The organism is Pseudomonas phytophila (genome assembly GCF_025643095.1).
GTDB lineage: Bacteria > Pseudomonadota > Gammaproteobacteria > Pseudomonadales > Pseudomonadaceae > Aquipseudomonas > Aquipseudomonas quasicaspiana.
The window spans coordinates 3,645,842-3,658,775 of the sequence record NZ_CP081201.1; the positions used below are offsets into that span (position 1 = coordinate 3,645,842).

A 12,934-nucleotide genomic window follows, 5' to 3' on the forward strand; every position below is an offset into this window, starting at 1 on the left:
GAAGCTCCCATTTTCATCAGGACAAAAACGCGCTTTGGATTCCCCAACGGAGGATCGAATACGCGTGTGAGCCCTAGTTCTTGTCATATCGTTTTGTGACGCTGGTAACAGCCACTCACCGTTGGAGTATGTTATTTGTCCAGACTTGCAGAGTTTCGCGCAGCAGAAAAAGCCCTTCAGGAACAGCTGGCTCAGTTGGAGTCCTTGAAGAATGATGCGGGCCTGAAGAAGGAGATCGAGTTCGAACAGAAGCTCCAGGCTTTGATGAGCACCTACGACAAGGGGCTACGCGATATCATCACGATCCTCGACCCTAAAGGCTCTTCGTCCCTGCCGGCAGCCGCAGGGCCAAAGCGCCGTCGCGCACGCGTCGTAAAGGTTTATCAGAACCCGCATACCGGCGAACTGATCGAGACCAAAGGTGGTAACCACCGCGGTCTGAAATCCTGGAAAGAGCAATACGGCGTAGATACCGTCGACTCATGGCTTCGTGCTTAATCAAGTTCGTTGCATAAAAAAGCCCTGCACAGCAGGGCTTTTTTATTGGAGTGACAACTCTCTGGCGTCAGATATAATTCTTCCGCATTAACCGCTTCCTTCATACCGGACCGCGGTTCAATATCGTTCAATAAAGTTCGACCACCCTCGCCGCGGTCACGACATCCACTACAGTTAATGCCTCGGGCAGCGATATCTATTTATATACCCCAGGTATCACCAATAATGATTGAGCCATAACCGCTAAAGGGAATCGTCAATCATTGCTAATAACGACGAGTTTTATCATACGAACTTGTCAGACTATTCCGATATTTATAAGTACGAGCGTTCCAGATTTTTCTCACGAGATTCACGATTTTTTCACAGGCACTATCCCAAGATAGAGGCTGCTAAAGGATTAGCGCCCCAATGCCCGCTTCGGCGGGCTTCTTTTTGCCTGAAATTCGTGTTCCGCGATCATTGCGCACCGTCCAGGCGCAGCGTGCTGCGGATCTGTAAGGCCTCGTCCTTCGTCTCCGCGTAGCCGGCCGCAGAACCGGCGTAAGACAGCGACCACGCGGTATTGGCTGTCGCCGCTGCTACCAGCGTCTGGGTCATGACGTGCACTCCGTTCTGGGTAATCGTACACGTCGTCTCAACTGCCGGAATTTTGCTCAGCTCCGTGGCACGCACTCGGGTACACACACTCTGGAAGCCGCTGCGGGCAAAATTGACCTGCACGGCCTTGCGCATCTCCAGCAATACGCCCTCTACATTGACCTGGTGACCTGACGCCAGACGCGACTGCGTAAGTTCCATCACCATCACTGGATTGCCTGCCTGATCATTTTTGGCAGCCCGCTGCCGGGACTGTAGTGAAGGCTGAACTGAATCGGACTGCCCTGCGCTAAGGTCTTCGACCTCCCATCCGCTGGGCCATAGGATCACCGCGTCACTCGCATGAGCGGCACCAGCAATCAGTACCAGGCAAAAACCAATGAATGAATATCTGTATCGCGGGTCAATCATGAGCGGCGTCACCGAAGTCCATAAAAGCCATTACCGAGTGCATAAACGATGAAGTCTGCCCGCCCGGCTCCTCAGTAACAAGGCCCGGCGCACTTCATTTGCCACACAGGTTTGGCTTCGACGCGGGTGGCCCGTATCATTTGTGCATACAGAAGACCTCAACCGGAGATATCCATGAGCCTGCAAGACCTTAATACCTTCCCTGGCGTGACCGCAGAGCCGGAAGCTGCGACCCGGCAATTCGTGTTCAATCACACCATGCTGAGGGTCAAGGACATCACCGCTTCACTGGACTTCTACACCCGGGTGCTGGGTTTCAGTCTGGTTGAAAAACGCGATTTTGCCGAAGCCGAATTCAGCCTGTACTTCCTGGCGCTGGTGGACAAAAGCCAGATTCCGGCAGACGACGCCGCCCGCAACGTATGGATGAAATCGATCCCGGGCATCCTCGAGCTGACGCACAACCATGGCACCGAAAAAGACCCGGCGTTCGCCTACCACAACGGCAACGCCGATCCTCGCGGCTTCGGTCACATCTGCATTTCCGTGCCGGACGTGCATGTTGCCTGCGAACGTTTTGAAGCACTGGGCGTGGACTTCCAGAAGCGCTTGGCTGACGGCCGTATGAACAGCCTGGCGTTCATCAAGGACCCGGATGGCTACTGGGTAGAAATCATCCAGCCAACACCGCTGTAAGCTAAAAGCAAAAAGGGCCTCATGAATATTCATGAGGCCCTTTTTTATCGCCTGAAGATTTGCTTAGGCCGGTGCGGAGGTCCGGATCAAGTGATCAAAAGCGCTGAGCGAGGCTTTGGCGCCCTCCCCCAAAGCAATGATGATCTGCTTGTAAGGCGTGGTAGTGACGTCACCTGCAGCGAAGATCCCGGGAATGGACGTTTCGCCACGTGAATCCACAACGATTTCCCCGCGTGGCGACAGCTCGATACTGCCTTTGAGCCAATCGGTGTTAGGCAGCAGACCAATCTGCACGAAGATACCTTCCAGCTCCACCGTGACTTCTTCACCATTCACACGGTTCTTGTAACGCAAGCCGTTGACCTTCTGCTCGTCACCAGTGACTTCAGTGGTCTGGGCATTGGTGATGACCGTAACGTTCGGCAAGCTGGTCAGCTTGCGTTGCAACACCGCGTCAGCACGCAACTGCACATCAAACTCCAGCAGTGTGACGTGAGCCACGATACCCGCGAGGTCGATGGCCGCTTCAACGCCCGAGTTACCGCCGCCGATGACCGCGACGCGCTTGCCTTTGAACAGTGGACCGTCGCAGTGCGGGCAGTAAGCAACACCCTTGTTGCGATATTGCTGTTCGCCAGGAACGTTCATCTCCCTCCAGCGTGCGCCAGTAGCAAGGATCAAGGTCTTGGCCTTGAGGCTTGCACCGCTTGCAAACTTCACTTCATGCAATGCGCCGTCTTTACCAGCAATCAACTGGTCAGCACGCTGCAGGTTCATGATGTCTACTTCGTATTGCTTGACGTGCTCTTCTAGAGCAACGGCGAGCTTTGGACCTTCAGTGTGTTGCACGGAAATGAAGTTCTCGATCGCCATGGTGTCGAGCACTTGACCACCGAAACGCTCCGCCGCCACGCCGGTACGAATACCTTTACGGGCTGCATAGACAGCCGCTGCAGAACCGGCCGGGCCACCGCCAACGACCAACACGTCGAAAGCATCTTTGCTGTTGAGCTTCTGTGCCTGACGATCACCGGCACCGGTGTCGATCTTGGCCAGAATTTCTTCCAGGCCCATACGGCCCTGACCGAACAGCTCGCCGTTCAGGTAGATGCTTGGCACCGACATGATGTGGCGATCAGTGACTTCGTCCTGGAACAGCGCGCCATCGATAGCGACGTGCTTGATATTAGGGTTGAGCACAGCCATCAGATTAAGTGCCTGGACGACATCCGGGCAGTTCTGGCAAGACTGGGAGAAATAGGTTTCGAACGTGAAATCGCCTTCAAGAGCGCGAATTTGCTCGATAGTGTCCGCACTGGCCTTGGATGGATAGCCGCCTACCTGCAACAGCGCCAATACCAGCGAGGTAAATTCGTGGCCCATCGGGATACCGGCGAAACGCAGGCTGATGTCTTGTCCCGGGCTATTGAGCGAGAACGACGGAGTACGCGCGTCGGTGCCGCTGTCGTTGAGCGTAATGTCTTTCGAGACGCTGATCACGTCGTTGAGCAACGCCAGCATTTCCTGGGATTTCGCGCCGTCATCGAGGGACGCGACGATCTCCACCGGACGGGTAAGCCGTTCCAGGTAGGATTTCAGCTGGGCTTTAAGATTGGCGTCCAACATGCGGGCGATTCCTTTTTGCTGTAGTAGAAAAAACAACGCCCAGGCGATGGTCGCCCGGGCGTTTTTTAGGGGCGATGCGGTTTACTTGCTCAAGAGCTCAGCGCCCCCAGCCGATGCATGCGGCTTAGATCTTGCCGACCAGGTCCAAAGATGGAGCCAGGGTGGCTTCGCCTTCTTTCCATTTAGCCGGGCAGACTTCACCTGGGTGAGCAGCAACGTATTGGGCAGCTTTGACTTTGCGCAGCAGCTCGGAAGCGTCACGACCAACACCACCATCGTTCAGCTCAACGATTTTGATCTGACCTTCAGGGTTGATCACGAAAGTACCGCGGTCAGCCAGGCCAGCTTCTTCGATCAGTACGTCGAAGTTACGGGACAGGATGTGGGTCGGGTCACCGATCAACGGGTACTGGATTTTGCCAATGGCTGGCGAAGTGTTGTGCCATGCAGCGTGGGCAAAGTGGGTGTCAGTCGACACGCCGTAGATTTCAACGCCGAGCTTTTTGAAGTCAGCGTAGTTGTCAGCAAGGTCTTCCAGTTCGGTTGGGCATACGAAGGTGAAGTCTGCTGGGTAAAAGAAGACGACAGACCATTTGCCTTTGAAGTCAGCTTCAGACACGTCTACGAAAGAGCCGTTCTGGAACGCAGTGGCTTTGAACGGTTTTACCTGGCTGTTGATGATAGGCATCGGTGGTTCTCCTAGGGGGTTGTTAATTCGATGGAACAGAGCTTACGCATAATGACCTATGCAGGCTCATTGGCAAACCTGATGTAGTCGATTGGTTTTCTCTATAACGGCAGCTCATTAATAGAAGGAAATGGTATGCACGTAAATCCAGGCGTTGTGCCTTCATCCGAAAAACACTGAACCTGTAGGAACGCACGTGTCGTTCAGACGCCGCGCTATCGCACCGCCAACATTGGATCTGTAGGAGCGCACGAGCACCGCGAGTCCGCGATGGCGGTGTCTCAGGCAGGACACCTTCGCGGCCTCGCGGGGCCCGTGCCCTTTTACGACAGACAAAACGCCCCTCGATATAAATTCAAATTTAGTATGTAATTACAGGGTACATACCACAGTATGAAATAAAGGCGATTAAAATGGCTCGGGGCGGCGTAAGCAAAGCATTGGTACAAACAGCACGACTGGCATTGATGGCCCGCGGCGAGCACCCGAGCATCGATTCAGTACGTATTGAAATGGGCAACACGGGCTCTAAAACAACGATTCATCGCCATTTAAGAGAGCTGGACGCAGCTGACCGGGCAGGTACAACCCCGGCTGATATCAGCGACGAGCTGACCGAGCTGGTTACCCGCCTTGCCCATCGCCTGCAAGGTCAGGCACAAGAAACCATAGACGACGCCCGGTCGCGCTTTGACGCAACCTGCCAGTTGCAACAGGAAGAATTACTGAAGACCCAGAATCAACTTGCAGAAACCACCACGCGACTGGAACGCAAGACAGAACAACTCAAGGAGCAAGCCGCCACCCTTCTCGCAACTCGCGAACGACTGCAGATCGAGCAGACCCAAAACGCTCGGCTGACCCAGATCAATCAGGATGCGGCGACGCGCCTGGCTGAAAAAGATGAACAAATCCGCTCACTGGAAGAGAAAAACCTGGACGCCCGCGAATCTGCGAAAGAGCAGCGTGAGCTATCGCTGCGGCGTAACGACGAGCAGGAAGCAGAGCTGCGTCAGGCGAAGAAGATCGCCACGCAGCATCAGGAAGAAATCACCCGACTCACTCGTGACAACGAGCGCCTGCTGGCAGAAAACCGCAGCGTCCAGCGTGAACTGAACAGTCAGAATGATCAATTGGACAAAAAAGCGGCTCAAGCAGCAGACGCCATTGAGCAGCTCCAACAATTGGAAACCCGCTGCGCCCTGCTGGAAGAGCGTGCCCGCGCTGCACAGCAGGAAAGTGCGGACACTCGCCAGCAACTGACTGACCAATTGCAGCAGAACCGAGTAGTGGAACTGATACTGATCAAGACCGAACTGGCCCTTGAAAACCTGCGAGCCACCACTCAGGCGAAGACCAAGCCAACACCTTCAAAAAACGCAAAATGATCAGGCTTGATCACGCAGCTCAAGCATGGTTCGCACGCGCAATCCCAGCTCATCGAAAGTAAAGGGCTTGGTCATCATGTCCATTCCGCTCCCGAGAAAGTCTCCACGGACCTGAGCTTCAGGTGCATAGCCGGTCACGAACAGGACGCGCAACCCGGGCCTGTATTGCCGGGCTATTTCAGCCAGCTGACGCCCGTTCAGCCCCGGCAACCCCACATCACTGACCAGTAAGTCAACGCGCTTCGAGCTCTGCAAGTAAGATAATGCGGCCTTGCTGTCAGCCGCTTCCAGAGTCGAATATCCCAGCTCCTGCAACACATCGACCATCAGCATCCGTACCGGCTCTTCGTCTTCAACCACCAGCACGCACTCGCCATTGACTGCGCGCGGCGCTTGCGGCCCATCAATGACGACCGGACTGCGCTCACTCACATCGTGGTGGCAAGGCAAGTAAAGCTGCACAGCCGTACCCTGCCCCTCAGCGCTGTCGATCACAACGTGACCTCCAGTCTGCTTGATAAAACCGTAGACCATTGACAACCCCAGCCCTGTGCCCTGCCCAATCGGTTTAGTCGTGAAGAAAGGGTCAAAAGCCCGGCCCAGAACATCGTCAGACATTCCTGAACCGGTATCACGGACACTCAGGCAAACGTACTCGCCCGCGGAAATCTCGTTCGACCGCCCCTCGACAGTGACATGCTCGCTGGACACCGTCAGCTGACCGCCATCAGGCATGGCATCCCGGGCATTGATAACCAGATTGAGCAATGCGTTTTCCAGTTGGTGCTCATCGGTACTGGTCAGCTGCAGACCATCATTCAGCTCGATACTCAACTCGATGCTTTCCCCGATGGTTCGCGCCAACAGTTCCTGCATAGACGTCACCATCTGATTCACATCGACAGCGCTATTGTTCAGCGATTGCCTACGAGCAAAAGCCAACAGCCGATGAGTCAGGGCGGCAGCACGATTGGCAGAGGTCATGGCGGCCGTGATGTAGCGATCAATTTCATTGCTACGACCAGCGGCAATGCGCCGCTGCATCAGATCCAGCGCACCCAGTACGCCGGTAAGCATGTTGTTGAAGTCATGGGCGATACCACCGGTGAGCTGCCCAATGGCGTCCATTTTCTGCGCGTGCCGCAACGCCTCTTCAGCCTGCTCACGCTCGGCCATTTCGATCTGCAGCAATTCATTGATACTAGCCAGTTCGCGGGTACGTTCGGCCACTCGCAACTCAAGGCTTTCATTGAGCTCACGGAGCGCTTCTTCAGCATTGACCTGGGCAGTGATATCGGTGTGAGTCCCGAGCCAGTGGGTTATGTGTCCGTGCTCATCGCGAATCGGCAAGGCCCGCGCCAGGAACCAGCTGTATGCACCGCTCTTGCTGCGCAACGGGAACGTGTCCTCCCAGATCGAGCCGGTCGCGAAACAGTGCGTGAGCCGCGCCGTCACCCGGGCGACGTGCTCCGGATGATGCACCGAACGCCAACCCAATGCGCGCATGGCCTCGAGAGAGGCCCCGGTATAGGTATACCAGCGCTCGTTGTACCAATAGATATTTCCGGCAGAGTCCGCCGTCCATGCTAACTGACTCATGTTGTCAGCCAGGCTGCGAAACTGCCGCTCACTCTCAAGCAACGCATCAATGTTGCGCATAGAACCTATATCTTGCTCGTCGAAATTCAATGGCATCGCCGCCCAAATAAATTGACTGCTCATTGCGGGTGTCCTTCCTGGAAAGTTGAATCAGCCCGGCCTTCATCCTGAATCCCGGGCATACATCATTTATGCAGCCAACGCTTAACGGTCCACCGGTGAGCGCATGGTGACGAACTCTTCAGCCAGTGTCGGGTGCACGCCAATCGTGTCGTCAAACTGGCGCTTGGTGGCACCAGCTTTCAGGGCAATAGCCAATCCCTGAATGATTTCACCTGCCTCCGGACCGACCATATGGCAACCCAGCACCTTGTCTGTTTTGGCATCGACCACCAGTTTCATCAGCGTCCGCTCCTGATTTTCGGTCAGCGTCAGCTTCATGGGGCGGAAGCTGCTTTCAAAGATCCGCACCTCATGGCCTGCCTTGCGGGCATCTTCTTCCGTAAGGCCGACGGTGCCAATGTTGGGCAGACTGAAAACAGCGGTTGGAATATGCGTGTATTCAACCGCCCGGTAATCTTCAGGCTTGAACAAACGTCGCGCTACAGCCATGCCCTCAGCCAGCGCCACCGGTGTCAGTTGCACACGACCGATGACATCGCCGATGGCCAGAATCGACGGTTCGCTGCTTTGGTAATTCTCATCAACTTCGACAAAGCCTTTTTCGTCTAGCTTGACGTTGACGTGCTCCAGCCCGAGGTTATCGAGCATCGGACGACGCCCGGTAGCATAGAACACGCAGTCGGTGTTCACCTGCTCACCATTCTTGAGGAGTAGCTGAAGACTGCCATCAGCCTGCTTTTCGATGCGCTCGATGTCCGCATTGAATCGCACATCCATGCCGCGCTTGGTCAGCTCCTCGTGCAAATGAGTGCGCACGCTGCCATCAAATCCGCGCAGGAACATTTCCCCGCGATACATCAGCGTGGTGTCAGCGCCAAGGCCGTGGAAAATCGAAGCGAACTCGACCGCGATGTAACCGCCACCGACAACCACAATACGTTTCGGAAGCTGATTGAGATGAAACGCCTCGTTGGAGGTAATGGCGTGCTCGCGACCGGGAATATCCGGCACCTGCGGCCAGCCGCCGACAGCAATCAGAATATGTTCAGCGGTGTAGCTCTGACCGTTGACTTCAACCTCGTGGGGACCTTTGAGCGTGGCATGCCCTTCAAGCAGCGTCACTCCGCTGTTGACCAGCAGGTTGCGATAAATGCCGTTGAGGTGCTGGATCTGGCGATCCTTGTTGGCAATAAGCGTTTGCCAATCGAACCCCGGCTCTCCGGTCGTCCAGCCAAAGCTTTTTGCCTGCTCGAAATCTTCAGCGTAATGCGCACCATAAACCAACAGTTTTTTCGGCACGCAGCCTACGTTGACGCAAGTGCCGCCCAGATAGCGGCTCTCGGCGACTGCCACGCGCGCACCAAAACCAGCAGCAAAACGCCCGGCGCGCACACCGCCAGATCCGGCACCGATGACAAAAAGGTCGAAGTCGTAAGCCATGCAAATCTCCTAAACAGAGCTACAGCATATCAGTCAGAAACGACAAAGCCACCCGAAGGTGGCTTTGTCCAGCAAGCAAACCTGAGGAATTCCCGGTTGCTTAACTGCCTTTCTTGTAGAAGTGCTCGAAGCAGAAGTTGGTTGCTTCGATGTACCCTTCAGCGCCGCCGCAGTCGAAACGAGTGCCTTTGAATTTGTAAGCCAGGACGTTGCCTTCTGCCGCCTGCTTCATCAAAGCGTCGGTGATCTGGATTTCGCCGCCTTTGCCTGGCTCAGTCGCTTCGATCTTCGCGAAGATGTCCGGCGTCAAAATGTAACGACCAATAATCGCCAGGTTGGAAGGCGCATCTTCAGGCTTCGGCTTTTCGACCATGTCAGTGACACGGAACAGGCCCGGCTTGATTTCTTCACCCGCGATAACGCCATATTTGTGCGTTTCGTTGGCAGGCACTTCCTGGATTGCAACAATCGAGCAGCCATAGTGCTTGTGCAGTTTGACCATCTGCGCCAGCACGCCTTCACCTTCAAGATTGACGCACAAGTCGTCAGCCAGCACGACGGCAAATGCCTCATTACCGATCAGTGGACGACCGCTGAGGATTGCGTGGCCCAGACCCTTCATTTCGGTCTGGCGAGTGTAGGAAAAGCTGCACTCGTCGATCAGTTTACGAATGCCAACCAGGTATTTTTCCTTGTCGGTGCCCTTGATCTGGGTTTCCAGCTCGTAGCTGATGTCGAAATGGTCTTCCAGCGCGCGCTTGCCACGACCGGTGACGATGGAAATTTCATTAAGGCCTGCAGCAAGAGCTTCTTCCACGCCGTATTGGATCAGCGGCTTGTTGACCACTGGCAGCATCTCTTTGGGCATGGCTTTGGTCGCTGGCAAAAAGCGAGTGCCGTAACCGGCTGCGGGGAACAAGCATTTCTTGATCATAAAAGTCCTTTATAAGGGCTGTTGGCGTTAGCGGCGCAGTCTAATCAGGCGGCGATCACCTTACAATGGTCCGCCTCTGGCCTTTCAATGCCATGGTAGAGGAATCCTCGAGCAGATAGTTCCGCTCGATTTCAGATTTAAAGAACATCAAAGCGCCTTTGAGCACCCGGTTTCACACCCGCCGGATTCACTTCCTGCCAGCGCAAATACTCTGTTTTGATCAACAGAGGCGGTGATTTCAGCAAGCATCCAAAGCTCACGAAAGCGTAGCCGAACACGGTTTAACTTGTAGGATTTATGTCAACGCAAAGCGCAGGAGACAGCCACCCAACTGACGCTTTATGATGCGCAACTGCATAGCCACCCACGAGACCGCTGCAATGTCATCAGTAAAAAACATAAACGGTTACCTGATCAAAAAGCTTCAGGATGGCCAGTGGTGGGCCTGCTCGGCCGAAGATGAAGCCATCGCGGGCCCATTCGCCAGCGAAGAGGCCGCTATTGAAGTAGCCGCGGTCTTACAGGACCAGCCAAAAGCTTCACGTCGACGCACCGGAAACAAACCCTGATCGAAGCATATCGAATGATGTCGGAACGATGGCTCTCTGTGTCTGTCATAGCATCAAACCCTTGAACCTACTCCCCCGCCTTTCCTGAAGAAGTACAAAGACATGATCAGAGTTTTGTCCATTATCGCTGTACTGGGCCTTACTGGCTGTGCAACCGCCTCCAACACCTACTTGAAGAACGGCAAACAGGGCTTGAACATCGACTGCTCGGGCGAAGCGATGTCTTGGGCCAGTTGCTACGAAAAAGCAGATGCTTCCTGCGCAGGGACTGGCTACGAGATCGTCGGTACCGATGGCACGCCACGGCCCCCCGAAAGTGAAAAGACTCTCGGGGTCGATGTGGGCAACTACAAGAACCGCAGCGTACTGGTCGTGTGCAAGTAAAGCGTCTTAGCCCGAAATACAGAACGTCGCAGCATGCTGTACGTCCTTGGGACGGATCGGCATATTGGACAGTCGTTCGTAAACTTTGATCGTGCTGCCGCCTGACCGGCTTTCAACGTCCAGAATCGCTGCAGGATCTTTGCTGAATTTCTGCGCAACGATCACCCGCAGGCCGTCATGGTGAGGTTCGATCAGAGGCGGCTTGCGGCTGTTGGCGATTTTGCCAACGAAGCAGTCGGTATATTCCTGCGGAGTTTTGCCAGACATCACGTTCATGGTCGCTGGGGTATGTTCGATATCTTCGACGGTGGCGCAGCCAGTCATCGCCAGAGCCAAAATCACGACAGCCAATTTCATACAATCCTCCCGGTAAAGGTGCTACGACAAGCCTGAGGGGAATTAAATCCCTGATAAAGTCGTTTTTAGCGAGATGACCGCAATAAAACCTTAATCGCTGATAAATGCGGACCTGCACCATGTTATCGTTTTGATTTTTTGAAAGAAGCCTTACCGTCGGAGACATCCATGAAATTCGTACACCAGCGTGAGCACCTCAATGAAGACGATCTGGTCGTCATTGAGTGTTCTCAGCTCTGCAACATCCGCCTGATGAATGACTCGAACTTCCGGACCTTCAAAAACGGCGGACGTCACACTTACCACGGCGGTGCATTCGACAAGTTCCCGGCCAAAATCGCTGTTCCGAGCACCGGCTTCTGGAACATCACCATTGATACTGCCGGTCGCAAGATGGATACCAACGGCGGGCGCAAAACCAATTTCACGCATTCGATCAAAATAGTCCGTCGTTCGACGTCTCGACTGAGCTGATCAACACCCAAAAATCAGGAGCCAACGTGAACACGCCTGCCCCGAGAACCACCAAATACGCTGTCAGCTACAAACTCAACGGCGAACGCCGCTTCGAATTCGCCCAGTTACAGTCTGCCTCCGTTGAAGAGGCAAGAAGCGCGCTGGAAAAAATGCACGGTGAAAGCGGCGATGTGATTAGCGAAGTGAAGGTCAGTAAAGCGCTGTAATACCATTTTTCGGAAACCCTTGTCATAGGCTGCGCGGCATTCGGTGTTTGACCACAACCTGATGGGCGACACAAAACCTTTGGGACCGAATTCATTCGGGAAGGCGGCATTTCAGGCAACACACAAACTGTGAATTTACTGACCTCTTCGCGAATGAATTCGCTCCCACCGGAACTGCATTTGCAGGCCAACATCAAGCTCGTCCTGAAAATGACATTCCAATTTCAGGCAGCTCTCAGCATTGAGGACTCCATAACCTCATGAAACGGCAAAGCACAACGCCAATCACCTTCGACCTTTTCGCCGAAGAGCCCCCGCAAAGTACCGCCATGGAGCAGATCGGCCCCTGCTCCTGGGTACTGCGCGGCTTTGCGCTCGCGGAAATTGAGCGTTTGCTGCCCGCACTGGAAGACACGCTCAGCAAAGCCCCCTTCCGGCACATGGTGACGCCGGGCGGCTTCACCATGTCGGCAGCCCTGAGCAGTTGCGGCAGTTTTGGCTGGATGACTGACCGTGGCGGCTACCGCTATACCCCGATCGATCCGCAGACCCAACTGCCATGGCCCGATATACCCTCGGCATTCATGGCGCTGGCGCAACGCGCGGCCGGAGCCTGCGGCTTTGCGGATTTTGTTCCCGACGCCTGCCTGATCAACCAGTACATACCCGGCGCAAAAATGTCCCTGCATCAAGACAAGGACGAAAAGCACTACGAGTGGCCGGTGGTCTCAGTTTCCCTCGGGCTACCTGCGATCTTTCTTTTTGGTGGCCATCAGCGCAATGACAAAACCCAACGCGTAGCGCTGTTGCATGGTGATGTCGTGGTCTGGGGCGGTGAAGACCGTTTGCGCTTTCACGGTGTCCTGCCGATCAAGCCCGGCCATCACCCATTGCTGGGGGAGCAGCGAATAAACTTCACCTTCCGGCGCGCCCATTAA

Annotated in this window: 14 protein-coding genes and 1 pseudogene; 8 read left to right on the plus strand and 7 right to left on the minus strand. The window is 54.9% G+C overall.

Features of this window, described 5'->3' with window-relative positions:
* The first annotated feature begins 135 nt into the window (after positions 1-135).
* Positions 136-498, plus strand: coding sequence for a histone-like nucleoid-structuring protein, MvaT/MvaU family (locus tag K3169_RS16495; protein WP_027901819.1), 363 nt, complete (start codon positions 136-138; stop codon positions 496-498).
* 459 nt (positions 499-957) lie between these two features.
* Here the strand turns inward: K3169_RS16495 and K3169_RS16500 are convergent, their stop codons facing one another.
* On the minus strand, positions 958-1,509 hold the full coding sequence (locus K3169_RS16500) for a DUF4946 domain-containing protein (protein WP_099269504.1): 552 nt from the start codon (positions 1,507-1,509) through the stop codon (positions 958-960).
* 174 nt (positions 1,510-1,683) lie between these two features.
* Between K3169_RS16500 and gloA the strand changes: the two genes are divergently transcribed.
* Positions 1,684-2,205: a lactoylglutathione lyase gene (gene gloA, locus K3169_RS16505; protein WP_095097829.1), complete on the plus strand. Its 522-nt coding sequence runs from the start codon at positions 1,684-1,686 to the stop codon at positions 2,203-2,205.
* Between the two features lie 63 nt (positions 2,206-2,268).
* Here the strand turns inward: gloA and ahpF are convergent, their stop codons facing one another.
* Together ahpF and ahpC are read right to left on the minus strand one after the other, a co-directional pair.
* Complete coding sequence (gene ahpF, locus K3169_RS16510; RefSeq protein WP_099269503.1) at positions 2,269-3,831, minus strand: alkyl hydroperoxide reductase subunit F; 1,563 nt, start codon at positions 3,829-3,831, stop codon at positions 2,269-2,271.
* A 124-nt stretch (positions 3,832-3,955) separates the two neighbouring features.
* The gene (gene ahpC / locus K3169_RS16515; RefSeq protein ID WP_027902690.1) at positions 3,956-4,519 is read right to left on the minus strand and encodes an alkyl hydroperoxide reductase subunit C; all 564 of its coding nucleotides are present in this window, start codon (positions 4,517-4,519) and stop codon (positions 3,956-3,958) included.
* 413 nt (positions 4,520-4,932) lie between these two features.
* Between ahpC and K3169_RS16520 the strand changes: the two genes are divergently transcribed.
* Complete coding sequence (locus tag K3169_RS16520) at positions 4,933-5,907, plus strand: DNA-binding protein (protein WP_263267184.1); 975 nt, start codon at positions 4,933-4,935, stop codon at positions 5,905-5,907.
* Here the strand turns inward: K3169_RS16520 and K3169_RS16525 are convergent.
* From K3169_RS16525 to galU, 3 genes and pseudogenes are all read right to left on the minus strand, one after another.
* A pseudogene (locus tag K3169_RS16525) lies at positions 5,908-7,566 on the minus strand (ATP-binding protein); the annotation flags it as partial.
* A 144-nt stretch (positions 7,567-7,710) separates the two neighbouring features.
* Positions 7,711-9,069, minus strand: coding sequence for a glutathione-disulfide reductase (gene gorA / locus K3169_RS16530; protein WP_122709093.1), 1,359 nt, complete (start codon positions 9,067-9,069; stop codon positions 7,711-7,713).
* A 100-nt stretch (positions 9,070-9,169) separates the two neighbouring features.
* The gene (gene galU, locus K3169_RS16535) at positions 9,170-10,003 is read right to left on the minus strand and encodes a UTP--glucose-1-phosphate uridylyltransferase GalU (protein WP_027902687.1); all 834 of its coding nucleotides are present in this window, start codon (positions 10,001-10,003) and stop codon (positions 9,170-9,172) included.
* Between the two features lie 341 nt (positions 10,004-10,344).
* Between galU and K3169_RS16540 the strand changes: the two genes are divergently transcribed.
* Entirely contained in the window at positions 10,345-10,572 is a 228-nt protein-coding gene (locus K3169_RS16540) for a hypothetical protein (protein WP_411567003.1), read from the plus strand.
* Between the two features lie 102 nt (positions 10,573-10,674).
* On the plus strand, positions 10,675-10,956 hold the full coding sequence (locus tag K3169_RS16545) for a hypothetical protein (protein WP_099269500.1): 282 nt from the start codon (positions 10,675-10,677) through the stop codon (positions 10,954-10,956).
* A gap of 6 nt (positions 10,957-10,962) precedes the next feature.
* On the opposite strand, the gene K3169_RS16550 is transcribed toward K3169_RS16545, so the two are convergent.
* The gene (locus tag K3169_RS16550; RefSeq protein WP_122395669.1) at positions 10,963-11,313 is read right to left on the minus strand and encodes a hypothetical protein; all 351 of its coding nucleotides are present in this window, start codon (positions 11,311-11,313) and stop codon (positions 10,963-10,965) included.
* Between the two features lie 168 nt (positions 11,314-11,481).
* Here K3169_RS16550 and K3169_RS16555 point away from each other — a divergent pair, with 168 nt between their 5' ends.
* The 3 genes from K3169_RS16555 (at position 11,482) to alkB (ending at position 12,934) form a co-directional block, all read left to right on the plus strand.
* Positions 11,482-11,787 carry a DUF1883 domain-containing protein gene (locus tag K3169_RS16555; protein ID WP_095097853.1) on the plus strand — a complete coding sequence of 102 codons (306 nt, stop codon included), beginning with the start codon at positions 11,482-11,484 and terminating at the stop codon, positions 11,785-11,787.
* 26 nt (positions 11,788-11,813) lie between these two features.
* Complete coding sequence (locus K3169_RS16560; RefSeq protein WP_027902682.1) at positions 11,814-11,996, plus strand: hypothetical protein; 183 nt, start codon at positions 11,814-11,816, stop codon at positions 11,994-11,996.
* Between the two features lie 260 nt (positions 11,997-12,256).
* Positions 12,257-12,934 carry a DNA oxidative demethylase AlkB gene (alkB, locus tag K3169_RS16565; protein ID WP_122395668.1) on the plus strand — a complete coding sequence of 226 codons (678 nt, stop codon included), beginning with the start codon at positions 12,257-12,259 and terminating at the stop codon, positions 12,932-12,934.